Raw genomic sequence first — 25,261 nt, forward strand, 5'->3', positions numbered from 1 at the left:
ATGGAAGCATTCACCAAGCACACCGGCCGGGCCGTTCCGCTGCGCCGCAGCAACGTCGACACCGACCAGATCATCCCCGCGCACTGGCTGAAGAAGGTCACCCGCGACGGGTTCGAGGACGGGCTCTTCGAGGCCTGGCGCAAGGACGAGAACTTCGTCCTCAACCGCCCCGAGCGCCGAGGCGCCTCGGTCCTGGTCGCCGGCCCCGACTTCGGTACGGGTTCCTCCCGGGAACACGCGGTCTGGGCCCTGCAGAACTACGGCTTCAAGGCTGTCGTCTCCTCCCGTTTCGCCGACATCTTCCGCGGTAACTCGCTGAAGAACGGGCTGCTCACGGTGGTCCTGGAGCAGAAGATCGTCGACGCGCTCTGGGAGCTGGCGGAGGCCGACCCGACCGCCGAGATCACCGTCGACCTGGAGACGCGCCAGGTCCGCGCCGAGGGCATCACCGCCGACTTCGAGCTCGACGAGAACGCCCGCTGGCGACTGCTCAACGGCCTGGACGACATCAGCCTCACCCTTCAGAACGAAGCGGACATCGCCGCGTACGAGGCGGCCAGGCCCGCCTTCAAGCCGCGTACCATTGCCGCCTGAGCAGCGCTTTTCCAGGACTGCGCCCCCTGCCTCCCGGCAGGGGGCGCAGCCGCTTGTTGAGACCCCGTCGGGCGACAACTCGCCCCAGATGGCACAATCGGTGCATGGAACGCGACAGCCAACTCAAGCTCTATGGCCAAGTCGCCGACCGATTGAAGGAAGCGCACGCGAAGGTGCGTGCACTGCAAGTCCCGGAGAGCGTACGGATGGCGCTGACCCGGAAGCTGCTGGTCGTCACGGCCGCGGCGAAGCACGATCTCCCGGACGCGGCAAGGCGTCTGGACCGGTTGATGAAGGACCTCGATGAGGGCCGATTCCCCGAAGGTGACTGACACGTGAAACTGCGCATCGGTCGACTTCGTTGCGGCACTAGGGTGATTAGCCCGTTTCGTGTTTGATTTGCGGTATATATCTGCCTAACGTGCGAAAAAGCCTGAACACTTTCGTTCTGGCAATGTCTCCGAAGGGGAAGACGTGAACAAGGCGCAGCTCGTAGAAGCGATTGCCGACAAGGTCGGCGGCCGTCAGCAGGCCGCAGACGCTGTCGACGCGGTACTCGACGCGATCGTCCGTGCCGTTGTCGCGGGGGACCGTGTCTCGGTCACCGGCTTCGGCTCGTTCGAGAAGGTCGACCGCCCCGCCCGGTATGCCCGCAACCCGCAGACGGGTGAGCGCGTCCGGGTCAAGAAGACCTCGGTGCCCCGCTTCCGCGCGGGCCAGGGTTTCAAGGACCTGGTGAGCGGCTCGAAGAAGCTCCCCAAGAACGATGTGGCCGTCAAGAAGGCCCCCAAGGGCAGCCTCTCGGGCGGATCTTCCGCCGCCCGTACGACGGTGAAGGCCGCCGCCGCCAAGAAGTCGGCCGCCAAGAAGGCCACCGCGAAGAAGACCACCGCCAAGAAGGCGACTCCGGCGAAGAAGACCACCGCCGCAGCCAAGAAGGTCACCGCGAAGAAGACCACCGCGACGGCCAAGAAGGCCTCCGCGGCAGCCAAGAAGGCGACCCCGGCGAAGAAGGCCGCGACGACCGCCAAGAAGGCGTCTCCCAGCAAGACCGCGCCCGCCAAGAAGACCACGGCGAAGAAAGCGCCCGCCAAGAAGACCACGGCGCGCAAGACCACGGCCAAGAAGGTCACCGCACGCAAGAAGTGAGACCGGGCACCCGCTCGCTCCTCACAACGCGCCGGGCCGGGCTCCCCTCCGGGGGGAGCCCGGCCCGCGGGCTGTCCGGGCCCCGTTCGGCCCAGCGGCGTCGCTCCGATCGGGAGCGGGTCAGAACGTCTGCAGCGTCACCAACGTGATCCGCAGGGCCGCTCCCTCGCCCTCGCCCTCGATCCGCACCCGCTGCCCCGGACGCAACAGCAGCAGACCGCCCGCGTCGAAGGCCGGGGCGTCGAAGTCCACCGGGGTGCCGTCGTCCAGCAGCACGCTGCCGCGGCGGGTCTCGGGGTCGTATGTGTACGAGGTCGCCTGCATGGGCGGCAGCCTATCGGTCACGGGACGGGGCGGACGCGGACGCGATCCGCGCCGTGTGCGAGCCCACCCCCAAGGCCAGAGCGACCCGCAGATCCTCACCCGTATCCACGTCCCGGCGCACCGAGTCGACGCCGGACAGGGCTATTTCCACCGCACCCGACGCCAGGTGCCGGGCCCCGGAGGGACCGCCGAAAGCCGGACAGAATTCCGCACCGCTCGCGGCGGCCAGGAATGTCGTTCCGATTCCCGCCGCGTCCCGGAGAAAAGCGCATGGAAAAGCGGAGGCGAAATCGAGCACCCGCGCCAATTCGTCGGTGCGCAGTGCCGGCAGATCCGCGTTGAGCGCGGCCACCGCGGCGGCGGGCCGCAGCGCCCGCACGGAGCGTGCGCCGTGCGCGAGCGCCGCGTTGAGTCCGGCCCCCGGGGTGTCCGGCACGATTCGCGCCCCGAGCGCGGACAGAGCCGCCGCGGCCACGGCGTCGTCCGTGACGACCACCACATCCCGCACCAGGGAACAGGCCACCGTCGCGGCCACCGTGTCCTGGGCGAACGCCAGGGCCAGCCGTGGCCGCACATCCTCTCCCGTCGCCCGCCCCAGGCGGCTCTTGGCCCGTGCGAGCGGCTTCAGCGGAACGATCAGGGACCAGGCCCCGGCCGGATAGGTGTTCGTGGAGATCTCCCCCTCCGTACGCGTCAGCACCTATTCTCGCCTGCCGGTACGACAACCTGGAGGTCCGCTACCGAACGTGAGGCGTACGGTGTTCTCGACAGAGCAGGGGCCTGGGGCGAGACTTGACCGTCAGTAGCCAGGCTGTAGGTCGAAATCCCTAAGGAAGGTGTCCGAGTGTCCCGCCGCAGAATCGGCTTCTGGTACCGCCTGGCGGCGGTCATCGCCAAGCCGCCATTGGTGGTTCTGTTCAAGCGCGACTGGCGGGGGATGGAACATATTCCGGCCGACGGCGGATTCATCACCGCCGTCAATCACAACTCCTATCTGGACCCGCTCTCCTACGGCCACTTCCAGTACAACACCGGGCGGGTGCCGCGGCTCCTGGCGAAGGCCGGCCTCTTCCGCACCCCGTTCGTCGGGATGATGCTGCGCGGCACCGGCCAGATCCCCGTCTACCGCGAGACCACCAACGCCCTGGACGCCTTCCGGGCAGCCGTGGAGGCCATCGAGCGCGGCGAGTGCGTCGCCTTCTACCCCGAAGGCACCCTCACCCGGGACCCCGACATGTGGCCGATGGCCGGTAAGACCGGGGCCGCCCGGGTCGCCCTGATGACCAAGGCGCCCGTCATCCCCGTCGCCCAGTGGGGTGCCAACCTCGCGATGCCGCCCTACGCCAGGGAGAACAAGTTCCGGCTGTTCCCCCGCAAGACGCTCCAGGTGCAGGCCGGACCGCCCGTCGACCTCAGCCGTTTCCACGGTCTGGAGCCGACCCCGGAGGTGCTCCGCGAGGCGACCGAGGCCATCATGGCGGCGGTCACCCACGAGCTGGAGGACCTGCGCGGCGAGAAGGCGCCCGCCGAGCTCTACGATCACCGCAAAGCCCGTGCTGAACAACGGCGCAGGGCCCAGGGAAAGGGACCCACGTGACGCACCCCGTAAAAGCGGCCGTCTTCGGAACCGGCTCATGGGGTACGGCCTTCGCCGTGATCCTCGCCGACGCGGGCTGCGAGGTCACTCTCTGGGGCCGCCGAGCCGAGGTCGCCGAGACCATCAACACCACCCGCACCAACCCGGACTACCTCCCGGGCATCGCGCTCCCCGACTCCATCCGTGCCACCACCGACGCCGCCGACGCCCTGCGCGGGGCGGAGTTCGCCTTCCTCGTCGTGCCCTCCCAGACGCTGCGCGCCAACCTCGCCGACTGGGCTCCGCACCTGGAGCCGGACACCGTCCTGGTCTCCCTGATGAAGGGCGTCGAGCTGGGCACCGCCGAGCTGATGAGCGAGGTGATCGCGGACGTCACCAAGGTCTCCGCCGACCGCATCGCCGTCGTGTCGGGACCCAACCTGGCGAAGGAGATCGCCGAGCGACGCCCCGCCGCGGCCGTCGTCGCCTGCGCCGACGAGTCCGTCGCCCAGCGCCTCCAGGCCGCCTGCCACACCTCGTACTTCCGGCCGTACACCAACACGGACGTGGTCGGCTGCGAGCTCGGCGGCGCCGTGAAGAACGTCATCGGCCTCGCCGTCGGCATCGCGGACGGCATGGGCCTCGGCGACAACACCAAGGGCTCCCTCATCACCCGGGGCCTAGCCGAGACCACCCGACTGGGTCTGGCCATGGGCGCCGACCCGTTGACGTTCTCCGGACTCGCGGGCCTGGGCGACCTGGTGGCGACCTGCTCCTCACCGCTCTCGCGCAACCACACGTTCGGCACCAACCTCGGCCGCGGCATGACGCTCCAGGAGACGATCGCCGTCACCAAACAGACCGCCGAAGGCGTCAAGTCCTGCGAATCGGTCCTGGACCTGGCCCGCAGGCACGGAGTCGACATGCCCATCACCGAGACCGTCGTCTCCATCGTCCACGAGGGCAAGTCCCCGGTCGTCGCCGTCAAGGAGCTGATGTCGCGGAGCGCCAAGGCCGAGCGACGCTGACGTCTCCCCTACCAGCAGGTACGCTCATCGCGATATGAGCAGCGAGAACCTCCCCCAGAGCCCTGAACGCGCCGAGAGCCCTGTGCCGCAGCGCCGCAAGCCCCGTGTGGCTGTCGTGTTCGGCGGCCGCAGCTCCGAACACGGCATCTCGGTCGTCACGGCCGGCGCCGTCATGAAGGCCATCGACCGGACCAAGTACGACGTTCTGCCGATCGGCATCACGACGGACGGCCGCTGGGCGCTCACCGCCGACGATCCCGAACGCATGGCCATCACCGACCGCAGGGTCCCCGACGTGGACCGGCTCGCCGGGTCCGCCGAGGGCAGCGTCGTGCTCTCCGTGGACCCCGGCAGCCGCGAGGTGGTCTACACCGAGTCCGGTTCGGTGCCCAAGGCGCTGGGCGAGGTCGACGTCGTTTTCCCCGTGCTGCACGGCCCGTACGGGGAGGACGGCACCCTCCAGGGACTTCTCGAACTCTCCGGTGTGCCCTACGTCGGTGCGGGTGTTCTCGCCTCCGCCGTCGGCCAGGACAAGGAGTACATGAAGCGCGTCTTCCTCTCCTTCGGGCTGCCGGTCGGACCGTACGAGGTCGTCCGCCCCCGCGAGTGGGACAACGACCCCGCGGCCGCCCGCGAGCGGATCGTGGACTTCGCCGGCGAGCACGGCTGGCCGCTGTTCATCAAGCCCGCCCGCGGCGGCTCCTCGATGGGCATCACCAAGGTCGACGGCATCGAAGGTCTCGACGAGGCGATCGAGGAGGCCCGCCGCCACGACCCGAAGTTCCTCGTCGAGTCGCTGCTGCGCGGCCGTGAGATCGAGTGCGGGGTGCTGGAGTTCGAGGACGGCCCGCGCGCCAGCGTGCCCGCCGAGATCCCGCCGGTCACCGCGCACGACTTCTACGACTTCGAGGCCAAGTACATCGACTCGGCCGCCGGGCTCGTGCCCGCACCGCTCACCGAGGAGCAGACCGCCGAGGTGCGGCGGCTCGCCGTCGCCGCCTTCGACGCCGTCTCCTGCGAGGGCCTGGTGCGCGCCGACTTCTTCCTCACCGAGGACGGCGGCTTCGTCATCAACGAGATCAACACCCTGCCGGGCTTCACCCCGATCTCCATGTACCCGCGCATGTGGCAGGAGAGCGGCGTCGACTACCCGGAACTGGTCGACCGGCTGATCCAGGCCGCGTTGAACCGCTCCACCGGACTGCGCTGACGAAACCGACGGCCCGCCTTCAGAACTTGCTCGGTACCGTCTTGGAGACCGGGCCGGCGAACGAGGCCAGCGGCGTGATGTCGTGGGCGTACGTCGAGTCCAGCGTGACCTCGACGTACGCCTTGCGGTACGTGGTGGTGAACCGCGGACCGGAGTCCTCGGGCTCCTCCAGCATCCACTGCACACCGTCCGCCTCGACGCCCTGTGACTGGGGGTCGTCCATCTTCGCGGGCCGGGGGACCCCGCAGCGCAGTACGATCGCCCCGTCCCCCCAGCCGGCGGTCAGCTCCGAATCCGGGGAGGGGTCGCTGCGTTCCAGTTCGAGGACGGCCTTCGGCAGTGCCTCGTGCAGGGCCTCGCAGTACGCGGCGGCCTCCGAGGACGGCGTGGGAACCGTGATCGAGGGCTGCGCGTCGCTGAGAGAGCAGCCCGCCGCGGCCAGCACGAGCACGGCAACGGACGGACCGAGGAATATCGAGCGGGGGGAACGGCGGGCGGATGACGTCACCGGCCCAGCCTAGACGGGGGTCAGAGGTGGACGACCGGGCAGGTCAGGGTTCGTGTGATGCCGTCCACCTGCTGCACTTTGGCGACCACCATGCGGCCGAGTTCATCGACCGTGTCCGCTTGGGCCCGCACGATCACGTCGTACGGACCGGTGACGTCCTCTGCCTGGATGACTCCCGGGATCTTGGAAATGGTCTCGGCGACGATCGACGCCTTGCCCACTTCGGTCTGGATGAGGATGTACGCCTGTACCACGGAACCTCCAGGGCGGCCACGAGGATCATGTGGGGGAAAGGGACGCCACGGTATCGCGTCGCCGCGGGCCACGGGGAGACCTACGGGCCGGATGGTGTCCACAGCGTGGCGTACAGAGCGCAGAAGTTGACGTATCTCTTGACGGTACCGACAGCACAGACGGCTCGCGACCGGGGGCCCGGACGGGTGTCCGGGGCGATAAAGGAGAGGTGAGACTCGGTGAAGGGAACCGTGGGCGAGTTGGGGGAGTTCGGGCTCATCAGAGAGCTCACGTCCCGGCTCACCACCACTCCGGCGGTACGGCTGGGACCCGGCGACGACGCCGCGGTCGTGGCCGCCCCCGACCGCAGGGTCGTGGCCAGTACGGACATCCTGCTGGAAGGCCGGCATTTCCGGCGTGACTGGTCGACGGCGTACGACGTCGGCCGCAAGGCCGCCGCCCAGAACCTCGCAGACATCGCGGCCATGGGCGCCGTGCCCACCGCGCTGCTCCTCGGCCTCGTCGTCCCCGCCGACCTCCCCGTCACCTGGGCCGCCGAACTGATGGACGGGCTGCGCGACGAGTGCCAGGTGGCGGGCGCCGCCGTGGTCGGCGGCGATGTGGTCGGCGGGGACACGATCACCGTGGCGATCACCGCCCTCGGCGACCTGCGCGACCATGAACCCGTCACCCGGGGCGGGGCCCGCCCCGGCGACGTCGTCGCGGTCACCGGCTGGCTCGGCTGGTCCGCCGCCGGATACGCCGTGCTCTCCCGCGGTTTCCGCTCGCCCCGCGCCTTCGTCGAGGCCCACCGTCGCCCCGAACCGCCCTACCACGCGGGCCCCGCGGCCGCCGGGCTCGGCGCCACCGCGATGACCGACGTCAGCGACGGCCTCGTCGCGGACCTCGGGCACATCGCCGAGTCCAGCCAGGTCCGCATCGACCTGCGCTCCGGCCTCATCGACATCCCCTCGCAGATGTCCGACATCGGCCAGGCCGTCGGTGTCGACCCGCTCCAGTGGGTGCTGACCGGGGGAGAGGACCACGCGATCGTGGCGACCTTCCCGCCGGACGTGAAGCTGCCCGCCCGCTGGAAGGTGATCGGCGAGGTCCTCAACCCGTCCGCCCTGCCCCAGGTCACCGTCGACGGCGCGCCCTGGACCAGCAAGGGCGGCTGGGACCATTTCGGCTCCATCGAGGACACCCAGCCACGCGCGTGAGCGGGGGATCCGCGGGCGGGCACTAGATTGCCGCGTATGCCCATACGTACCGCTGGCCCGCCCCGAGTGCTCACCGTCGCCGGATCCGACTCCGGCGGCGGCGCGGGGATCCAGGCCGATCTGAAGACGATGCTCGCGCTCGGCGTGCACGGCATGAGCGTGCTCACCGCCGTCACCGCACAGAACTCCCTCGGCGTCCACGGCGCGTGGGAGCTTCCGGTGGACGCCGTACGCGCCCAGTTCCGCAGCGTCGTCGACGACATCGGTGTTCAGGCCGTGAAGACCGGAATGCTCGCCTCCGCCGACCTCGTGGAGACCGTCGCCGAACTCCTCGCCGAACTCCTCGCCACAACCGACGCCCCCGTCGTCGTCGACCCGGTCGGCGTCTCCAAGCACGGCGACGCGCTGCTCGCAGCCGAAGCCCTCGATTCCGTACGGACGAAGCTGCTGCCCGTCGCCACCGTCGCCACCCCCAACCTCGACGAAGTGGCCCAGCTCACCGGGGTCACGGTCACCGACGAGAGCGGGATGCGCCGGGCCGCCGAGGAGATCCTCGCCTTCGGGCCACGCTGGGTCGTGATCAAGGGCGGTCACCTGCCCGGTGAGGCGGTGGACCTGCTCACCGACGGGAGCGCGGAACACTGGCTGCGCGCCCCCCGGCACGACAACCGCCACACCCACGGCACCGGCTGCACCCTGGCCTCCGCCATCGCCTCCGGGCTCGCGCTCGGGAGGGATGTGCCCACGGCGGTACGGGACGCGAAGTCGTATGTCACCGGCGCGATCGAGGCCGGCTTTCCGCTCGGCGGCGGCATCGGCCCCGTCGACCACGGCTGGCAGACCCGCCCGCCCGGCTGACCAGCCCGGGGACCCGCCCGCCCGGCCGATCAGCCCGCCCGGCCGGACCCGGTCGCCCGATCAGCGCCTGAGCACAGCAAAAAGCCGGTCCACCGAGGTGGACCGGCTTCTTGGGCAACCGGAAGGCTGCGCTACGACGGGGACGTCAGCGCGCAACCTTGCCGGCCTTGATGCACGAGGTGCAGACGTTGAGCCGCTTCGGCGTCCGACCGACCACGGCACGCACGCGCTGGATGTTGGGATTCCAGCGACGGGACGTACGGCGGTGCGAGTGCGAAATGCTGTTGCCGAAGCTCGGCCCCTTGCCGCAAACGTCGCAGTTGGCAGCCACGGGTCACTCCAAAGACTTCAGATGCACTTACAGTGAAATCCGGCGCGCCGGAATCATTTGACTGAAGTGGCGGTACCGGAGGAATGGCCCGACTCTCATCGGGCAACCGGAGCAGCATACAACGCCTGCTTCGGAGATACGAAACTACCACGGGTCGGCCCCCTGCCCCGCCCGCCCCCTGTCCGGACCGGAACCCCGGCAGGCGGGCTAACCTGCGGTGCAGTCCGCCGCCACGGCCGATCGAGGAGGACCATCGGTGCCGCAGCTCCCCGACGATCTGGACGCCGTCGCGGTGCGCACGTGGTGCTCACTGGCCCTGGAGGTCCTGGGCCGGGAGCGCGCGGAGATCGACGCGATCAACGTCTATCCCATCGCCGACGGGGACACCGGCACCAACCTCTATCTGACCGTCGAGTCCGCCGCCGCCGCCGTCGAAGCGGTGTTCGCCGCGCACGAGACCGGAGACACCGCGCCCGCCACCGCCGACGCCGTACGCGCCATGGCGCACGGTGCCCTGATCGGCGCCCGAGGGAACTCCGGCACGATCCTGGCCCAGCTGCTGCGCGGCATGGCCGGGGTGCTGGCCCACGGCGGCGACGCCGCTCACCTGCGCCTCGCCCTCAGCCGGGCCGCCGACGCCGCCCGGCAGGCCGTCGCCCACCCCGTCGAGGGCACCGTGCTCACCGTCGCCGCCGCGGCCGCCGAGGCCGCCGCAGGCGAGGACCCGGACCTGCGCACCGTCGTGCACGCCGCGTACGCCGGCGCGGTCGCGGCCCTCGCGAAGACGCCCGAGCAGCTCGCCGTTCTCGGCCGGGCGGGCGTGGTCGACGCCGGGGGCCGAGGACTGGTCGCGGTCCTGGGCGCGCTGGTGGAGACGGTGACCGGGCAGGCTCCGCCACGGGGACCTCGCACCGGCCCGGGGAGGACGCCCGCACCAGTGGACGGCGGTTCGCCGCTGGGCCTGCCGGTGGGCGGCACCCCGGTGGAGAGCGTTCCCGCGGGAGGCTTCCCGGCGGGGGGCGTTCCGCCGGCCGGTGTTCGCGCCGCGGAAGGGCCGCTCGACTGCCCCGAGGGCGGGGGCGCCGGGCCCGCGTTCGAGGTGATCTACCTTCTGGAGGCCCGTGACGAGCAGGTGGCCCGGCTGCGCACCCGGCTCGACGCGCTCGGTGACTCCCTGGTCGTGGTGGGCGGCGACGGGCTCTGGCACGTTCATGTGCACGTCGACGACGCCGGGGCCGCCGTGGAGGCGGGCGTCGAGGCCGGGCGCCCGTACCGCATCAGGATCACCCACTTCGCCACCGAGAGCGGCCACGACCTCCGCGTCCAGGCCGAACCCGCGCGGCGCGCCGTCGTCGTCGTGGTCCCCGGAGACGGACTGGCCGGGCTCTGCGCCGAGGCCGGCGCCACCACCGTGATCGCCCGCCCCGGCGAACCGCCCGCCAGCGGCGAACTGGTCGACGCCATCCGCCGCGCCCACGCCCGGGAGGTGGTGCTGCTGCCCAATGACGCCGCCCTGCGCCACACCGCCGCCGCGGCCGCCGAACAGGCCAGGACCGAGGGGGTCCGGGTCGCCCTCGTCCCCACCCGGGCCGCCGTCCAGGGCATCGCCGCCCTCGCCGTCCACGAGCCGGACCGGGGCTTCGACGAGGACGTGGTCGCCATGACCGCCGCCGCCGGCGCCACCCGCTACGCCGAACTGGCCGTCGCGGAGCGCCAGTCGTGGACGATGGCCGGGATCTGCCAGGCCGGGGACATCCTCGGCCTGATCGACGGCGATGTCGCCGTGATCGGCGCCGACGTCCCGGCCACGGCCCGCACGGTTCTCGACCGGATGCTGGCGGCCGGCGGCGAACTGGTCACCCTCGTCCTCGGCGAGGACGTCCCCGACTCGCTGGCCGAAGCGCTGGAGGGTCACGTGCGCGAGGGCTACCTCGCCGTGGACACCGTGATCTACCGGGGCGGGCATCAGCGCGCACCCCTGCTGATCGGCGTCGAGTAGCCGAGATTCCGCGGCACGGTCGCGCCCGGCGGACAGCTGTCAGTGCCGTGGTGTGCAATGGATCGCGTGTCCTCGTTCGATGAACCTCTCAAGAAGCTGCTCGGCGGAGCCACCGCGAAGGTGATGGCCGAACATCTCGACCTGCACACGGTCGGTGATCTGCTGCACCACTACCCGCGGCGGTACGAGGAGCGTGGCAAGCTGACCGCGCTGGCCGACCTCCCGCTGGACGAGCACGTCACGGTGCTCGCCCAGGTCGCCGACGCCCGGATCATGATGTTCAACAACGGCCGGGGCAAACGTCTGGAGGTCACCCTGACCGACGGCAGCGGCCGCCTCCAGCTGGTCTTCTTCGGCCACGGGGTCCACAAGCCGCACAAGGAACTGCTCCCGGGCCGCCAGGCGATGTTCGCGGGCAAGGTCTCCGTTTTCAACCGCAAGATGCAGCTGGCCCACCCCACGTACCAACTGCTCGACGCCTCCGACGCCGACGAGGCGACCGAGGCCGTGGACGCCTTCGCCGGACGGCTGCTGCCGATCTACCCCGCCTGCAAGCAGCTCGACTCCTGGCGGATCGCCAAGGCCGTCGACGCCGTCCTGCCCAGCGCGCGGGACGCGGTGGACCCGCTGCCCGCCTCCCTGCGCGAGGGCCGGGGCCTCACCCCGCTGCCCGAGGCCCTGCTGAAGGCGCACCGCCCGCAGACGAAGGCGGACGTCGAGGACGCCAGGGCCCGGCTCAAGTGGGACGAGGCGTTCGTCCTCCAGGTCGCCCTGGCCCGCCGCCGGTACGCCGACACCCAACTGCCCGCCGTCGCCCGCCGCCCCGTCGCGGACGGCCTGCTGGACGCCTTCGACGCCAAACTGCCCTTCACCCTCACCGAGGGCCAGGAGAAGGTCAGCAAGGAGATCTTCGACGACCTGGCCACCGAACATCCGATGCACCGCCTCCTCCAGGGAGAGGTGGGCAGCGGGAAGACGATGGTGGCGCTGCGCGCCATGCTCACCGTCGTCGACGCCGGCGGCCAGGCCGCGATGCTCGCCCCGACCGAGGTCCTCGCGCAGCAGCACCACCGCTCGATCACCGAGATGATGGGCGAGCTGGCCGAGAGCTGGGGGCTGTGGCGCGAGGCGCCTCCCGATGAGGGGCGGGGGTCGGGCGACGGGCGGGCGCTGGGCGGCCCGGACCGGGGCACCAAGGTCGTCCTGCTCACCGGCTCCATGGGCATGGCCGCCCGCCGCCAGGCCCTGCTCGACCTGGTCACCGGCGAGGCCGGGATCGTCATCGGCACCCACGCGCTGATCGAGGACAAGGTGCGGTTCCACGACCTGGGCCTGGTCGTCGTCGACGAACAGCACCGCTTCGGCGTCGAACAGCGCGACGCCCTCCGCTCCAAGGGCAAGCAGCCGCCCCACCTCCTCGTCATGACCGCCACCCCCATCCCCCGTACGGTCGCGATGACGGTCTTCGGCGACCTGGAGACCTCCGTCCTGGACCAGCTCCCGGCCGGCCGCTCCCCGATCGCCAGCCATGTCGTCCCCGCCAAGGACAAACCGCACTTCCTCACCCGTGCCTGGGAACGCGTCCGCGAGGAGGTGGAGAACGGCCACCAGGCGTATGTGGTCTGCCCCCGCATCGGCGACGACGCGGAGGAGGCGGAGGGGAAGGACGGCAAGAAGGCGAAGGCCAAGAAGCAGGCCGCCGACGAGGACCCCGAGAAACGGCCGCCGCTCGCCGTGCTGGAGATCGCCGACGAACTGCGCAGGGGCGCGCTGGCCGGACTGGGCGTCGAGGTGCTGCACGGGCGGATGCACCCCGACGAGAAGGACGACGTCATGCGCCGGTTCTCCGCCGGGGACGTCGATGTCCTGGTCGCCACCACCGTCATCGAGGTCGGGGTCAACGTCCCCAACGCCACCGCCATGGTGATCATGGACGCCGACCGCTTCGGCGTCTCCCAGCTCCACCAGCTCCGCGGCCGTGTCGGTCGGGGCTCCGCCCCCGGGCTCTGCCTGCTGGTCAGCGAGGCCCACGAGGCGAGCCCCGCCCGCGCCCGGCTCTCCGCCGTCGCCGCCACCCTGGACGGATTCGAGCTCTCCCGCATCGACCTGGAGCAGCGCCGCGAGGGCGATGTGCTGGGCCAGGCCCAGTCCGGAGTGCGCTCCTCGCTGCGGATGCTCACCGTCATCGACGACGAGGAGGTGATCGTCGCCGCCCGCGAGGAAGCCGTCGCGATCGTCGCCGCCGACCCCGGACTGGAACACCTGCCGGAGCTGCGAACGGTGCTGGCCGCCCTCCTGGACAAGGACCGCGAGGAGTATCTCGACAAGGGGTGAGAGCCGGGCGGGAGCCGGTGAGAGGCCACGGGCAGGACAGAGGCGGACGGGCCGGCGGAAGCGGTACGCCATATCGTGGACGCACGGCACGCGCACAGCGCGCGTACCGACCGCCGACGGCCCCGTGCGCCGTACGCCCACGACCCCGAGGACCCCACACCCATGACCCGCGTGATCGCCGGCTCGGCCGGCGGACGCCGCCTGGCCGTCCCGCCCGGCACCGGTACCCGCCCCACCTCCGACCGTGCGCGCGAGGGCCTCTTCTCCACCTGGGAAGCGCTGCTCGGCACCCTGGAGGGGGCCAGGGTCGCCGATCTGTACGCCGGATCCGGCGCCGTCGGCCTCGAAGCGCTCTCCCGCGGCGCGGTGCACGCCCTGCTCGTCGAGGCCGACCCGAAGGCGGTCCGCACCGTCCGCGACAACGTCCGCACCCTCGGTCTGCCCGGCGCCGAGGTCCGCACCGGCAAAGCCGAGCAGATCGTGACAGGACCGGCGCCCGCCGACCCGTACGACATCGTCTTCCTGGACCCGCCGTACGCCGTCACCGACGAGGATCTTCGCGAGATCCTGCTCACACTCCGTGCTCAGGGGTGGCTCACGGCCGATGTCCTCGTCACGGTGGAACGCGGCACCCGGGGCGGAGCATTCGGCTGGCCCGCCGGATTCGAGCCACTGCGCTCCCGTCGCTACGGCGAGGGGACGCTTTGGTACGGTCGCGCCGCCGCTACGTGCGAAGACGCACGATGACTGGACCGGAGAGCGAGGGGATCACAGTGCGCCGCGCCGTCTGTCCGGGGTCGTTCGACCCCATCACCAACGGACATCTCGACATCATTGGCCGAGCCTCGAAACTGTACGACGTGGTGCACGTGGCGGTGATGATCAACCAGTCCAAGAAGGGGCTGTTCACCGTGGACGAGCGGATCGAGCTGATCCGCGAGGTCACCGCCGACTTCGGCAACGTCGAGGTGGAGTCCTTCCACGGCCTGCTGGTCGACTTCTGCAAGCAGCGGGAGATCCCGGCGATCGTGAAGGGCCTGCGGGCCGTCAGCGACTTCGACTACGAGTTGCAGATGGCCCAGATGAACAACGGCCTCTCCGGCGTCGAGACGCTCTTCGTGCCGACCAATCCGACGTACAGCTTTCTGTCGTCCTCGCTGGTCAAGGAGGTGGCGACCTGGGGCGGCGATGTCTCCCACCTGCTGCCGCCGACCGTCCACGAGGCGCTCGTGGAGCGACTGGGCCAACGCTGAGCCGCTGACGGCCCGTCACCAGGTGTCGGGTGGCGGCCGACTGGCCTTACAGTCGTCCCGTCCGTCTCCAACGGAGCAGCAGCTTCAACAGAGCAGCAGAGAGTGGCGAGCACACGGTGGACGTGCAGAAGAAGCTCGACGAGATCGTCGACGCGGTCGGGAGCGCCCGATCCATGCCCATGTCGGCCTCGTGCGTGGTCAACCGCGCCGAGCTGCTCGCCATGCTCGAAGAGGTGCGTCAGGCCCTGCCCGGCTCCCTCGCCCAGGCGCAGGAGCTGATCGGCGGCCATGAGCAGCTCGCCGTGCAGGCCCGGCAGGAGGCCGAGCGGATCATCGAGTCCGCCCACGCCCAGCGCGCCTCGCTGATCTCCGAGACCGAGATCGCCCGCCGGTCGCAGAGCGAGTCCGACCGGATCCTGTCCGAGGCCCGCCGCGAGGCCGAGGAGGTCCGGGCGGAGGCCGACGACTACGTCGACAGCAAGCTCGCCAACTTCGAGGTCGTCCTCACCAAGACCATCGGTTCCGTGGACCGGGGCCGCGAGAAGCTCCTCGGCCGAGGTCAGGGCCTGGACGAGCAGGGCTATCAGGACCCCGACTTCACCGAGGCTCCCGAGCGCAGCACCGACCCGGAGACCCTGCGGCAGCGGGCCGACGCCTACGTCGACGCCAAGTTCGGCGCCTTCGAGGCCGTTCTCGCGAAGACCCTGGAGGCGGTCGGCCGGGGCCGCCAGAAGCTGCACGGCCGGGTCGCCAGCGACGACCTCGGCGCGCACATGGCCGCTCAGGACGCCGCGGGCGGCCAGGGGCACACCAGCGACGCCGACTACCTGGCCGGCCTCGCCGAGCTCGCCCCGGAACCGCGGCAGGCGCCCCAGCCGCCCCAGTACCCCGCGCCGCCGCAGGGCGAGCCGAGCTACGCGCAGGCGGCCTACGGCTACCAGGAGCAGCCGCTCCAGCAGGGCGTCCAGGACACGTACGGCTATCAGCAGCAGCCCGACCCGTACGCGGCGTACCAGCAGCAGGGGAGCTACGACCCGGCCGGGTACCCGTCCCAGCCGGGCGCCCAGCCGGACTACGGCTGGCAGCAGCAGGCCCAGCAGCCTCAGCCCCAGGCGGCCGACCAGCAGGGCGGGGGCGCGCTGGACGAGACCAGCCTCTTCGACACCAGCATGATCGACCTGGATCAGCTGCGCCGGTACGAGCAGGGCCGCTGATCCCGGGAAGGCCGCCCCGATTGGGTGCTGAGCGGTCCGTCCAGTATCCTGAATCCTCGGTCGCACATAGGTCCGCGATCTCGGCTGCCCGTTTCGTCCACGGAACGGAGACGGTTCGTCCCCGGACCGTAGACGGCCCCCTTCGCAGGACGACACCCATGATTCGAAAGCAGGAAAAGCCCTGAACGGCCACCTCGACCACCGCAATCCTCTCGTGTTCGATACGCACGAGCTGGGTCGGCGTCCCGGTGCCCTGAAGCGGCTGACCCGCACGGTGGACGCACCCGGTTCACCGGTCCTGGGCATCGACGGCGTCATCGGCGTGCCGGAAGGCGCACCCGTGGAGCTGGACCTCCGCCTCGAATCGGTCATGGAAGGGGTGCTTGTCACAGGCACCGCCCGTGCAACCGCCGAGGGGGAGTGCGTAAGGTGTCTGGAGCCGCTGGCCACAGAGGTCGAAGCGGATTTCCAGGAGATGTTCTCGTACCCTGACGCCGATGACCGGGGCCGCAGCAGTGCGGCGGAACCGGCCGACGACGCCGAGGACGACGAGGACAGGTTCTTCCTCGAGGACGGCTTGTTCGACCTCGAGTCAATGCTGCGTGACGCGGTAGTGCTCGCACTGCCCATGCAGCCGGTGTGCAAGGAGACCTGCGCCGGTCTGTGTTCCGAATGCGGAATCAGGCTGGACGAGAATCCGGACCACCACCACGATGCCCTCGACATTCGTTGGGCGGCACTGCAAGGACTCGCCGAGACCGTTCAGGACGGCGAGAAGGACAACATGGGCGGCGCCGAACCTGGCGTCGACGAGAAGCAGGAGAAGTAGCCGTGGCTGTTCCGAAGCGGAAGATGTCGCGCAGCAACACGCGCCACCGCCGGTCGCAGTGGAAGGCTGCGGTCCCCACCCTGGTTTCGTGCGAGCGGTGCCAGGAGCCCAAGCTCCAGCACATTGCGTGCCCGAGCTGCGGCACCTACAACAAGCGCCAGGTCCTCGAGGTCTGAGCGGCTGGTGAGAGGCCCGATGTCTGAGTTGTCCAGCGCCAAGAAGCAGGCAGACAACGTCAACACAGCCTCGTCCCACACGCTTCTGGAAGGGCGGCTCGGGTACCACCTCGAGTCCGCCCTTCTGGTGCGTGCGCTGACCCACCGTTCGTACGCATACGAGAACGGCGGTCTGCCCACCAATGAGCGGCTCGAATTCCTCGGGGATTCGGTGCTCGGCCTGGTGGTCACGGACACGTTGTACCGCACCCACCCCGACCTGCCCGAAGGCCAGCTGGCCAAGTTGCGGGCCGCGGTGGTCAACTCGCGTGCACTTGCGGAAGTGGGCCGCGGCCTCGAACTCGGCTCCTTCATCCGGCTCGGCCGCGGTGAAGAGGGCACGGGGGGCCGGGACAAGGCTTCCATCCTCGCCGACACACTGGAAGCAGTGATCGGCGCGGTCTATCTCGACCAGGGCCTCAGCGTGGCCTCGGAGCTGGTCCACCGGCTCTTCGACCCGCTGATCGACAGGTCCTCGAACCTCGGTGCCGGCCTGGACTGGAAGACCAGCCTCCAGGAGCTCACCGCGAGCGAGAGCCTCGGAGTCCCCGAGTACCTCGTCACGGAGACCGGTCCGGATCACGAGAAGACCTTCACCGCTGCCGCTCGCGTCGGTGGTGTCTCGTACGGCACCGGCACCGGCCGTAGCAAGAAGGAAGCGGAGCAGCAGGCGGCCGAGTCCGCCTGGCGTGAGATCAGCGCCGCCGCTGAGGCACGACAGGCCGCGGAGAAGTCCGCGGCCGACGGAGGGGCCGCCGATACCCCTGCCGATCCGTCGCCGCACACGGACGCCGCTCCGGCCTGAAGCGAAACGGGAACCCCCCGGTGCCATCCGCACCGGGGGGTTCTCCCTGTCCCGGGGAGCCCGCGCACGGCCTCCCCGTACGTCCGGGAGCCGGTCCCGAGCTCCCGTACCGCCGTCATCGTGTCTGGAGTGGTGCATCGTGCCTGAGCTGCCCGAGGTCGAAGTCGTCCGCCGGGGCCTTGAGCGCTGGGTCAGCGGCCGCACCGTCAGCGAGGTCGAGGTCCTGCACCCGCGCTCGGTCCGTCGGCACCTCGCGGGCGGCGTCGACTTCGCCGCCCGGCTGCGCGGAGTCCGCTTCGGGGCGGCGATGCGCCGCGGCAAGTACCTCTGGGTGCCGATCGACGAGGCCTCCGCCTCCCTGCTGGGGCACCTCGGCATGAGCGGACAACTGCTGGTGCAACCGACGGAGGCGCCCGACGAGAAGCACCTGCGGATCCGGATGCGGTTCGACGACGCGCTCGGCACCGAGCTGCGCTTCGTCGACCAGCGCACCTTCGGCGGGCTCTCGCTGCACGACAACACCCCCGAAGGTCTGCCGGACACCATCGCGCACATCGCCCGGGACCCCCTCGACCCGCTCTTCGACGACGCCGCGTTCCACACCGCGCTGCGGCTGCGCCGCACCACGGTCAAGCGCGCCCTGCTCGACCAGTCACTGATCAGCGGGGTCGGCAACATCTACGCGGACGAGGCGCTCTGGCGCGCCAAGCTGCACTACGACCGGCCGACCGCGACGCTGACCCGCCCCAAGTCCGCCGAGCTGCTCGGCCACGCCCGCGACGTCATGAACGCGGCACTCGCCCAGGGCGGCACCAGCTTCGACAGCCTGTACGTCAACGTGAACGGCGAGTCCGGTTACTTCGACCGGTCGCTCGACGCGTACGGCCGGGAGGGCGAGCCCTGCCATCGGTGCGGCACCCCGATGCGCCGCCGTGCCTGGATGAACCGGTCCAGCTACTACTGCCCGCGCTGTCAACGGCCGCCGCGCGCCTCGTCGTAGCGCGTACGGGCGGCCGGCACATCGTCCATCCGCCCCTCGGCGAACCGGATCAGCCCGAGCGGAGTGAGACGGTCCGTACCACTGCCCCTGCAGAAGATCACTCCCGCACCGTGCTCACCCCGAGGGAGCGCTGTGCGGGAGTACGTGGACCGTGGGGGTGGGTCAGGAGCCGAAGTTCTGGACCCACCAAGGGCCGCCGGAGCCCTTGTGGACGCCGATGCCGATGGTCGTGTAGTCGCAGTTGAGAATGTTCGCCCGGTGGCCTTCGCTGTCCATCCAGCCCTCCATCACGGCCTGGGCGTCCCCCTGGCCGCGGGCGATGTTCTCCGCGCCGAGCCCCTGCACGCCGGCCTGCGCGGCCCGGTCCCAGGGAGTGTCGCCGTCCGGGTCCGTGTGGTCGAAGAAGCCGCGGGCCGCCATGTCCTCGCTGAAGTTCTGGGCCAGCGAGGTCAGCGGGGCGCTGGTGGTCAGCGGGGAGCAGCCGACCTTCGCGCGCTCCTGGTTGACCAGGGCCAACACCTCGGTGCGTGCGGAGGCGTCGGTGGGGGAGGGGCTCGGCTTCTTGCTGGGCGGCGGGGCGGAGGAGGTCCTCGGCGGGGCCGGGGCCTTGCTCGCCGGTGCGCTCTTCTCCGGGGCCGAGGCGGGTGCCTTCGCCCTCTCGGCCGGGGTGGCGGCCGACTTCGTCGACGTGGAGGGGGCGGCCGACTTCGACGGCGCCTTCGAGGGCGAGGCCGAAGGTGCCTTGGACGGTGTCCTCGACGGGGCCTTGCTCGCCTCCGGGCGCTCGGAACCCCGGCTGGTCGGGGAGGCGGACCGGTCGGCCGGCGCGGTGGAGCTGCCGCCCTGCGTCAGCAGGTCCGGAGCGCCGCCGGTGCGCACCTGGTCGGCGGCGGTGGTGTTGCCGGAGGTGTAGGTGTCGCCGCCGGGGATCAGACCCGAGGCGACGGCGACCGCGCCGACGGCCACGGCCGCCGAGACGCCGAGGAGCCCGGTGCGGATCGGCACGGCGGACTTCTTGCGGCGCGTGCCCCGGCCTCGGGAAGCGGCCCCGGCCGCGGGTTCTTCAGCGGCGGGGCCTGCGGCGGATCGTCGGTGGCGTCCCATGCGCTGTGCCTTCCTGCTACTCCGGACGCCGTTGCGACGTCGCTCGACTGCCCGTTGATCGAATTCGGTGGCACGCGGAGCGAATGCTGCTTGATCGACTTCCCAGTCGATACCCGACACCCGACACCCGTCCGATTACTCACCCGATCGAGTGAGGCTGTTCCGACGGGACTGTAGCCCATGGGTGAAAGGGGGCGACGTGCTTCACGAGCAAGGGGCCGGTTAGCGTTCGGGCATGAACGAAGAAGCGCGCCTCGTCGTCTGGGTACGCGGCCGAGTACAGCAAGTAGGCTTCCGCTGGTTCACCAGGGCAAATGCTTTGGAGATCGGCGGTCTCATCGGGTTCGCCCTCAATCTGGACGATGGCAGGGTGCAGATCGTGGCCGAAGGGTCGCGTGAGAATTGCCACCGTTTGCTGGACTGGCTGCGGTCCGACGACACACCCGGGCGTGTGGACGGAGTCACTGAGATCTGGGACACCCCGCGCGGTGGATACGACGGATTCGCCATTCGCTGATCCGGCTCCCGCGCGACCCGTGGGATCCGCTCGGTGAACGCCGTGCGCCGAACGGACACCGCGGCGTCGGCTCGCGCCCCGCACCCGAAATGACCTGCGACGGGACCCGGCGGCAGCCGATGGTTGCCAGATGCGGGATGTCGTGCAAGGCTGCGGGATTGACGAAGATCCGCACACCCCTCGGGGGCCCGCAGGAGAGTCGCGCCGCATGATCGCCCGGCCGCGCACCCCCGGGACACCCGGGTACACGGGGTGTGATCGTGTTGACCGTCAAACTTTTTGGTGAGACGCTGAAAACCCCGCGCACCTTAGCTGTTCGGTAGAGCTGATTAGCAGCAGAACCGCAGTGGTGACAGAGCCCTGCCGAGCACCGCGGGTGCGATCCCCTGACGACCCACACCGCATCGGTCGGTCACTCATTGTGGAGGACCATCCATCATGGCAAAGGCGCTTCTCGGTTACGTCGGCGGTTCCGACCCGCGACTTCTCGCCGAGATGCGACGGCTCCAGCAGCGCGTCCAGGACCTGGAATCCGAGCTCAACCGGATCCAGGACGAGAACGACGCGCTCAACGCCGCCGCCCAGCACCAAGAGTCGCTGCTCGACAGCATCGACATCGATGTACCCCAGGGCGAGCCTGCGCTGACCTGACCACCCCGGCCCCCTCGGGCCGGTAGGGCCGGGCACGCTCAGTAGCCTCGGAACATCTCCGATTCGTTCTGCGTCACGGATCGCCGTCCCCCGAACACCGAGGTTCCCGCATCGTTGGGGCGTCGTTGTCCGGTCGTTTTGCGATGCACAGCGCAGGACCGCAGCTGGATTCACACGGACACCAGCAAGATTCACAGGGACGCTTCGGCGTCCCTTTTTCTTTGCCCGACCCCCGATCCGGACGTACCGGCCTTCGCTTACCGTCTGATGTGCCCTGCACCTTCATCAGCGAAACCGAGAGCGAAAGGTAGAGTCCGGCGGCGTGCACCTCAAGGCTCTGACCCTACGTGGTTTCAAATCGTTCGCGTCCGCCACCACCCTGCGGTTCGAACCGGGGATCACCTGCGTCGTCGGTCCCAATGGATCCGGCAAATCCAATGTGGTGGACGCGCTCTCCTGGGTCATGGGGGAACAGGGCGCCAAATCCCTGCGCGGCGGCAAGATGGAAGACGTGATCTTCGCCGGGACGATCGGCCGGCCTCCGCTCGGCCGCGCCGAAGTGTCGCTGACCATCGACAATTCCGACGGCGTACTTCCCATCGAGTACGCCGAAGTGACGATCACTCGGATCATGTTCCGCAATGGCGGCAGCGAATACCAGATCAATGGCGACACCTGCCGGCTGCTCGACATCCAGGAACTCCTCTCCGACTCCGGCATCGGCCGTGAGATGCATGTCATCGTCGGGCAGGGCCAGCTGGACTCCGTGCTGCACGCCGACCCGATGGGCCGCCGGGCCTTCATCGAGGAGGCCGCGGGCGTCCTCAAGCACCGCAAGCGCAAGGAGAAGGCGCTGCGGAAACTGGACGCGATGGGCGCCAACCTGGCCCGGGTCCAGGACCTCACCGACGAACTGCGCCGCCAGCTCAAACCGCTCGGCCGGCAGGCCGCCGTCGCCCGCCGGGCCGCCGTCATCCAGGCCGACCTGCGCGACGCCCGGCTCAGGCTCCTCGCGGACGACCTGGTGACCCTGCGGGACGCGCTGCGCGACGAGATCGCCGACGAGGCGGAGCTGAAGAAGCGCAAGGACGTGGCCGAGGCCGAGCTGAGGACGGCGCTCGCCCGTGAGGCAGAGCTGGAGGGCGAGGTGCGCCGGCTCGCGCCCCGGCTCCAGCGCGCCCAGCAGACCTGGTACGAGCTGTCGCAACTGGCGGAGCGGGTCCGCGGCACGATCTCGCTGGCCGACGCCCGGGTCCGCAGCGCCTCCGAGGTGCCCGCCGAGGAGCGGCGGGGCCGCGACCCCGAGGAACTGGAGCGCGAGGCCGCCCGGATCCGCGAGCAGGAGGCGGAGCTGACGGCGGCCCTGGAGGCGGCCGAACACGCACGGGAGGACACCGTTGCCCACCGTGCCGGCCTGGAACGCGAGCTGGCCGCTGAGGAACGCCGGCTCAAGGACGCGGCCCGCGCCATCGCGGACCGGCGCGAAGGGCTGGCCCGGCTGAACGGTCAGGTCAACGCGGCCCGGGGCCGGGCCGGTTCGGCACAGGCCGAGATCGACCGGCTGGCCGCCTCGCGCGACGAGGCGCGGGAGCGCGCGGTGGGCGCCCAGGAGGAGTACGAGCAGCTCAAGGCCGAGGTCGAGGGGGTGAACGGCGCCGGCGAGGAGCTGACCGCCCGCCACGAGGAGGCCAAGCAGCTCCTCGCCGATGTCCGGGCCGCCCACAGCACGGCGCGCGACGAGGCGACCGCCGCCGAACGCAGGCGGGCTGCGGTCGCGGCCCGGCACGAGGCGCTGTCCCTGGGGCTGCGCCGCAAGGACGGTACGGGCGCACTGCTCGGGGCCCGGGACCGGCCGGCCGGGCTCCTCGGCCCGGCGGCCGAACTGCTGACCATCGAGCCCGGGTACGAGATCGCGGTGGCCGCCGCCCTCGGCGCCGCGGCGGACGCCGTGGCCGTCACGGACCCGGCCACGGCCGCCGACGCGATCCGGCTGCTGCGCGAACGGGACGCGGGGCGCGCGGCGATGCTGCTGGGCGCGGATCGCGCTGATCTCGCGGACTTCGCGGCCGTCGGGCCCCATCACGTACCGGAGCAGTCCGGTGAGCAGGTACCCGCGCGGGAGGAGACCCCCGTGCGGGAGGAGGCGTCCGTACGGGAGGAAGCCCCGCATCCCGCGGCTGCCGTGCTGCCCGGACAGGGCGGAGCGCCCGAAGCCGTGGCGTCGGCGTCCGCCGCACGGCACGGTGGCACGGACGCCGCGGCACACCCGGCGGGCCGTGCCGGGACGGACACCGTCCTCGCCGCCCCCGCCGTCGCCGACCTGGTGCGCGGGCCTGCCGCGCTGCTCGGGGCCGTACGCCGCCTCGTACCGGACACGGTGGTCGTCGGGACGCTCAAGGACGCGGAGGAACTGGTGGCCGCGCATCCCGGGATCACCGCCGTGACCGGTGAGGGCGACGTGCTCTCCGCCCACTTCGCCCAGGGCGGGTCGGCCGGGGCGCCCAGCCTCCTGGAGGTGCGGGCCTCCGTCGACGAGGCCGCCGCCGAGCTGGCCGACCTCGCCGTGCGGTGCGAGGAGCTCGCCGAGGCCCAGCGTCTGGCGGGGGAGCGGCGCACGGAGCGGACCGCGCTCGTGGAGGAGCTGGGGGAGCGCCGCCGGGCGGCCGAGCGGGAGAGGTCCGGCTTCGCCCAGCAGCTCGGGCGGCTCGCCGGGCAGGCCCGGGGCGCGGCCGGCGAGGCCGAGCGCATGACCGCGTCCGCGGCCCGTGCCCAGGAGGCCCTGGAGCGGGCGACGGAGGAGGCCGAGGAGCTGGCCGAACGACTGCTGGTGGCCGAGGAGACCCCGGCGGAGGAGGAGCCCGACACATCACGGCGGGACCGGCTCGCCGCCGACGGGGCCAACGCCCGCCAGACCGAGATGGAGGCCCGGCTCCAGGTTCGTACCCACGAGGAGCGGGTCAAGGCGCTGGCCGGCCGCGCGGACTCGCTGGACCGGACCGCCCGAGCCGAACGGGAGGCGCGCACCCGTGCCGAACAGCGCCGGGACCGGCTTCGGTACGAGGCCGAGGTCGCTTCCGCCGTGGCGTCGGGGGCGCGTCAGCTGCTGGCGCATGTCGAGGTGTCCCTCGTACGGGCCGACCAGGAGCGGACGGCGGCCGAGGCGGCGAAGGGCGAGCGGGAGCGTGAGCTGGCCGTCGAGCGCGACCGGGGCCGGGGGCTGAAGGGCGAGCTGGACAAGCTCACCGACTCGGTCCACCGGGGCGAGGTGCTGGGCGCGGAGAAGCGGCTGCGGATCGAACAGCTGGAGACGAAGGCCCTGGAGGAGCTGGGCGTGGAGTCCGCGGGGCTGGTCTCCGAGTACGGGCCGGACCAGCTCGTCCCCCCGTCGCCCGCCGCCGAGGGCGAAGCGCTGCCCCAGGCGCCGGAGCATCCCCGTAACCGGCCGAAGGCGTATCTGCGGGCCGAGCAGGAGAAGCGGCTGCGGTCGGCCGAACGGGCGTACCAGCAACTCGGGAAGGTGAATCCGCTCGCCCTGGAGGAGTTCTCGGCGCTGGAGGAACGGCACAAGTTCCTGTCGGAGCAACTGGAAGACCTCAAGAAGACCCGGGCCGATCTGCTCCAGGTGATCAAGGAGGTCGACGAGCGGGTCGAGCAGGTCTTCACGGAGGCCTACCGGGACACCGCCCGTGAGTTCGAGGGGGTCTTCTCGCGGCTCTTCCCCGGCGGAGAGGGGCGGCTCGTCCTGACCGACCCGGACAACATGCTCGCCACCGGGGTGGACGTCGAGGCGCGTCCGCCGGGCAAGAAGGTGAAGCGGCTCTCCCTGCTGTCGGGCGGTGAGCGGTCCCTGACGGCGGTGGCGTTGCTGGTCTCGATCTTCAAGGCCCGGCCCAGCCCGTTCTATGTGATGGACGAGGTCGAGGCCGCGCTGGACGACACCAATCTGCAGCGGCTGATCCGGATCATGGAGGAGCTCCAGGAGAGCTCCCAGCTGATCGTGATCACCCACCAGAGGCGGACGATGGAGGTCGCCGACGTGCTGTACGGCGTGTCCATGCAGGGCGACGGGGTCTCGAAGGTCATCAGCCAGCGGCTGCGCTGACCTCTGCCGAATCATCAGAAGTTCAACGCACCTTCTGTGAACTCTTGGGTACACGGGGATCGACCCACTCGACCCACTGTTCGGCTCCGCTTCCTGGATGCACAACCTCTGCGCAGTCCATTTCACCTTCAAGTGGTGGCGGTCGGGAAGTTGTGCCCCACTGGGAAGGCTCACCCCCACGTCTGACTTGCGGCCAGGCATCAGGA

General features: G+C 70.8%; 27 protein-coding genes. 20 read left to right on the forward strand and 7 right to left on the reverse strand.

The window, feature by feature from the left end:
- From leuD to ACZ60Q_RS14980, 3 genes are all read left to right on the forward strand, one after another.
- Nucleotides 1-594 carry a 3-isopropylmalate dehydratase small subunit gene (gene leuD, locus ACZ60Q_RS14970; RefSeq protein ID WP_469633467.1) on the forward strand — a complete coding sequence of 198 codons (594 nt, stop codon included), beginning with the start codon at nt 1-3 and terminating at the stop codon, nt 592-594.
- Nucleotides 595-698: 104 nt separating this feature from the next.
- Nucleotides 699-926 (forward strand): SCO5555 family protein, encoded by a 228-nt coding sequence (locus ACZ60Q_RS14975; protein WP_032790676.1) that lies wholly within the window; start codon nt 699-701, stop codon nt 924-926.
- Between the two features lie 142 nt (nt 927-1,068).
- Nucleotides 1,069-1,743 (forward strand): HU family DNA-binding protein, encoded by a 675-nt coding sequence (locus ACZ60Q_RS14980; protein WP_469633471.1) that lies wholly within the window; start codon nt 1,069-1,071, stop codon nt 1,741-1,743.
- 120 nt (nt 1,744-1,863) lie between these two features.
- Here ACZ60Q_RS14980 and ACZ60Q_RS14985 read toward each other — a convergent pair whose 3' ends face one another.
- Both ACZ60Q_RS14985 and cofC read right to left on the reverse strand, forming a co-directional pair.
- Nucleotides 1,864-2,067, reverse strand: coding sequence for a hypothetical protein (locus tag ACZ60Q_RS14985; protein ID WP_469633473.1), 204 nt, complete (start codon nt 2,065-2,067; stop codon nt 1,864-1,866).
- 10 nt (nt 2,068-2,077) lie between these two features.
- Complete coding sequence (gene cofC / locus ACZ60Q_RS14990) at nt 2,078-2,764, reverse strand: 2-phospho-L-lactate guanylyltransferase (RefSeq protein ID WP_469633850.1); 687 nt, start codon at nt 2,762-2,764, stop codon at nt 2,078-2,080.
- A 147-nt stretch (nt 2,765-2,911) separates the two neighbouring features.
- On the opposite strand from cofC, the gene ACZ60Q_RS14995 reads away from it, so the two are divergent.
- The 3 genes from ACZ60Q_RS14995 to ACZ60Q_RS15005 are packed head-to-tail and all read left to right on the forward strand — an operon-like array spanning nt 2,912 to nt 5,881.
- Entirely contained in the window at nt 2,912-3,664 is a 753-nt protein-coding gene (locus tag ACZ60Q_RS14995) for a lysophospholipid acyltransferase family protein (RefSeq protein ID WP_469633476.1), read from the forward strand.
- Nucleotides 3,661-4,671, forward strand: a complete 1,011-nt coding sequence (locus tag ACZ60Q_RS15000) for an NAD(P)H-dependent glycerol-3-phosphate dehydrogenase (RefSeq protein WP_469633479.1) — start codon at nt 3,661-3,663, stop codon at nt 4,669-4,671. The genes ACZ60Q_RS14995 and ACZ60Q_RS15000 overlap by 4 nt, the downstream gene beginning before the upstream one ends.
- 34 nt (nt 4,672-4,705) lie before the next feature.
- A complete protein-coding gene (locus tag ACZ60Q_RS15005) occupies nt 4,706-5,881 on the forward strand; it encodes a D-alanine--D-alanine ligase family protein (RefSeq protein ID WP_469633482.1) in 1,176 nt (391 codons plus the stop codon).
- 19 nt (nt 5,882-5,900) lie between these two features.
- Here ACZ60Q_RS15005 and ACZ60Q_RS15010 read toward each other — a convergent pair whose 3' ends face one another.
- Complete coding sequence (locus ACZ60Q_RS15010) at nt 5,901-6,389, reverse strand: DUF3515 domain-containing protein (protein WP_469633485.1); 489 nt, start codon at nt 6,387-6,389, stop codon at nt 5,901-5,903.
- Nucleotides 6,390-6,409: 20 nt separating this feature from the next.
- Complete coding sequence (locus ACZ60Q_RS15015; protein ID WP_006127869.1) at nt 6,410-6,643, reverse strand: Lrp/AsnC family transcriptional regulator; 234 nt, start codon at nt 6,641-6,643, stop codon at nt 6,410-6,412.
- Between the two features lie 219 nt (nt 6,644-6,862).
- Between ACZ60Q_RS15015 and ACZ60Q_RS15020 the strand changes: the two genes are divergently transcribed.
- Nucleotides 6,863-7,843, forward strand: a complete 981-nt coding sequence (locus tag ACZ60Q_RS15020; protein ID WP_469633488.1) for a thiamine-phosphate kinase — start codon at nt 6,863-6,865, stop codon at nt 7,841-7,843.
- Nucleotides 7,844-7,879: 36 nt separating this feature from the next.
- On the forward strand, nt 7,880-8,701 hold the full coding sequence (gene thiD, locus ACZ60Q_RS15025; protein WP_469633491.1) for a bifunctional hydroxymethylpyrimidine kinase/phosphomethylpyrimidine kinase: 822 nt from the start codon (nt 7,880-7,882) through the stop codon (nt 8,699-8,701).
- Nucleotides 8,702-8,846: 145 nt separating this feature from the next.
- On the opposite strand, the gene rpmB is transcribed toward thiD, so the two are convergent.
- On the reverse strand, nt 8,847-9,032 hold the full coding sequence (rpmB, locus tag ACZ60Q_RS15030; protein ID WP_003965989.1) for a 50S ribosomal protein L28: 186 nt from the start codon (nt 9,030-9,032) through the stop codon (nt 8,847-8,849).
- 256 nt (nt 9,033-9,288) lie between these two features.
- On the opposite strand from rpmB, the gene ACZ60Q_RS15035 reads away from it, so the two are divergent.
- The 9 genes from ACZ60Q_RS15035 to mutM all read left to right on the forward strand — a co-directional run bounded on the left by ACZ60Q_RS15035 (nt 9,289) and on the right by mutM (nt 18,681).
- Nucleotides 9,289-11,031: a DAK2 domain-containing protein gene (locus ACZ60Q_RS15035; protein ID WP_469633493.1), complete on the forward strand. Its 1,743-nt coding sequence runs from the start codon at nt 9,289-9,291 to the stop codon at nt 11,029-11,031.
- 57 nt (nt 11,032-11,088) lie between these two features.
- Entirely contained in the window at nt 11,089-13,365 is a 2,277-nt protein-coding gene (gene recG / locus ACZ60Q_RS15040; protein ID WP_469633496.1) for an ATP-dependent DNA helicase RecG, read from the forward strand.
- A gap of 162 nt (nt 13,366-13,527) precedes the next feature.
- Nucleotides 13,528-14,112, forward strand: a complete 585-nt coding sequence (gene rsmD, locus ACZ60Q_RS15045; protein ID WP_469633499.1) for a 16S rRNA (guanine(966)-N(2))-methyltransferase RsmD — start codon at nt 13,528-13,530, stop codon at nt 14,110-14,112.
- Nucleotides 14,113-14,138: 26 nt separating this feature from the next.
- Complete coding sequence (coaD, locus tag ACZ60Q_RS15050; protein WP_179892251.1) at nt 14,139-14,618, forward strand: pantetheine-phosphate adenylyltransferase; 480 nt, start codon at nt 14,139-14,141, stop codon at nt 14,616-14,618.
- A 116-nt stretch (nt 14,619-14,734) separates the two neighbouring features.
- Nucleotides 14,735-15,832 carry an ATP synthase subunit B family protein gene (locus ACZ60Q_RS15055; RefSeq protein WP_469633502.1) on the forward strand — a complete coding sequence of 366 codons (1,098 nt, stop codon included), beginning with the start codon at nt 14,735-14,737 and terminating at the stop codon, nt 15,830-15,832.
- Between the two features lie 214 nt (nt 15,833-16,046).
- Nucleotides 16,047-16,661: a YceD family protein gene (locus ACZ60Q_RS15060; protein WP_469633505.1), complete on the forward strand. Its 615-nt coding sequence runs from the start codon at nt 16,047-16,049 to the stop codon at nt 16,659-16,661.
- 2 nt (nt 16,662-16,663) lie between these two features.
- Entirely contained in the window at nt 16,664-16,837 is a 174-nt protein-coding gene (gene rpmF / locus ACZ60Q_RS15065) for a 50S ribosomal protein L32 (protein WP_003965982.1), read from the forward strand.
- A 19-nt stretch (nt 16,838-16,856) separates the two neighbouring features.
- Nucleotides 16,857-17,681, forward strand: coding sequence for a ribonuclease III (rnc, locus tag ACZ60Q_RS15070; protein WP_469633508.1), 825 nt, complete (start codon nt 16,857-16,859; stop codon nt 17,679-17,681).
- Nucleotides 17,682-17,820: 139 nt separating this feature from the next.
- On the forward strand, nt 17,821-18,681 hold the full coding sequence (mutM, locus tag ACZ60Q_RS15075) for a bifunctional DNA-formamidopyrimidine glycosylase/DNA-(apurinic or apyrimidinic site) lyase (RefSeq protein ID WP_469633511.1): 861 nt from the start codon (nt 17,821-17,823) through the stop codon (nt 18,679-18,681).
- Here the strand turns inward: mutM and ACZ60Q_RS15080 are convergent.
- The gene (locus tag ACZ60Q_RS15080) at nt 18,654-18,782 is read right to left on the reverse strand and encodes a hypothetical protein (RefSeq protein WP_469633514.1); all 129 of its coding nucleotides are present in this window, start codon (nt 18,780-18,782) and stop codon (nt 18,654-18,656) included. The two genes, mutM and ACZ60Q_RS15080, sit on opposite strands and share 28 nt — an antisense overlap.
- Before the next feature lie 61 nt (nt 18,783-18,843).
- The gene (locus tag ACZ60Q_RS15085) at nt 18,844-19,785 is read right to left on the reverse strand and encodes a CAP domain-containing protein (protein WP_469633517.1); all 942 of its coding nucleotides are present in this window, start codon (nt 19,783-19,785) and stop codon (nt 18,844-18,846) included.
- Between the two features lie 235 nt (nt 19,786-20,020).
- Between ACZ60Q_RS15085 and ACZ60Q_RS15090 the strand changes: the two genes are divergently transcribed.
- The 3 genes from ACZ60Q_RS15090 to ACZ60Q_RS15100 all read left to right on the forward strand — a co-directional run bounded on the left by ACZ60Q_RS15090 (nt 20,021) and on the right by ACZ60Q_RS15100 (nt 25,055).
- Entirely contained in the window at nt 20,021-20,302 is a 282-nt protein-coding gene (locus tag ACZ60Q_RS15090; protein WP_030085033.1) for an acylphosphatase, read from the forward strand.
- Between the two features lie 438 nt (nt 20,303-20,740).
- Complete coding sequence (locus tag ACZ60Q_RS15095; protein ID WP_003965973.1) at nt 20,741-20,953, forward strand: hypothetical protein; 213 nt, start codon at nt 20,741-20,743, stop codon at nt 20,951-20,953.
- 322 nt (nt 20,954-21,275) lie between these two features.
- Nucleotides 21,276-25,055 (forward strand): AAA family ATPase, encoded by a 3,780-nt coding sequence (locus ACZ60Q_RS15100; protein ID WP_469633520.1) that lies wholly within the window; start codon nt 21,276-21,278, stop codon nt 25,053-25,055.
- Nucleotides 25,056-25,261: the final 206 nt, after the last annotated feature.

It is taken from the genome of Streptomyces sp. NPDC104313, assembly GCF_055583985.1.

Coding starts and splice junctions, on each gene's coding strand:
- leuD (WP_469633467.1), top strand. CDS start 1: ATGGAAGCATTCACCAAGCACACCGGCCGGGCCGTTCCGCTGCGCCGC.
- ACZ60Q_RS14975 (WP_032790676.1), top strand. CDS start 699: ATGGAACGCGACAGCCAACTCAAGCTCTATGGCCAAGTCGCCGACCGA.
- ACZ60Q_RS14985 (WP_469633473.1), bottom strand. CDS start 2,067: ATGCAGGCGACCTCGTACACATACGACCCCGAGACCCGCCGCGGCAGC.
- ACZ60Q_RS15005 (WP_469633482.1), top strand. CDS start 4,706: ATGAGCAGCGAGAACCTCCCCCAGAGCCCTGAACGCGCCGAGAGCCCT.
- thiD (WP_469633491.1), top strand. CDS start 7,880: ATGCCCATACGTACCGCTGGCCCGCCCCGAGTGCTCACCGTCGCCGGA.
- recG (WP_469633496.1), top strand. CDS start 11,089: ATGGATCGCGTGTCCTCGTTCGATGAACCTCTCAAGAAGCTGCTCGGC.
- rsmD (WP_469633499.1), top strand. CDS start 13,528: ATGACCCGCGTGATCGCCGGCTCGGCCGGCGGACGCCGCCTGGCCGTC.
- rnc (WP_469633508.1), top strand. CDS start 16,857: ATGTCTGAGTTGTCCAGCGCCAAGAAGCAGGCAGACAACGTCAACACA.
- ACZ60Q_RS15085 (WP_469633517.1), bottom strand. CDS start 19,785: ATGGGACGCCACCGACGATCCGCCGCAGGCCCCGCCGCTGAAGAACCC.
- ACZ60Q_RS15090 (WP_030085033.1), top strand. CDS start 20,021: ATGAACGAAGAAGCGCGCCTCGTCGTCTGGGTACGCGGCCGAGTACAG.
- ACZ60Q_RS15095 (WP_003965973.1), top strand. CDS start 20,741: ATGGCAAAGGCGCTTCTCGGTTACGTCGGCGGTTCCGACCCGCGACTT.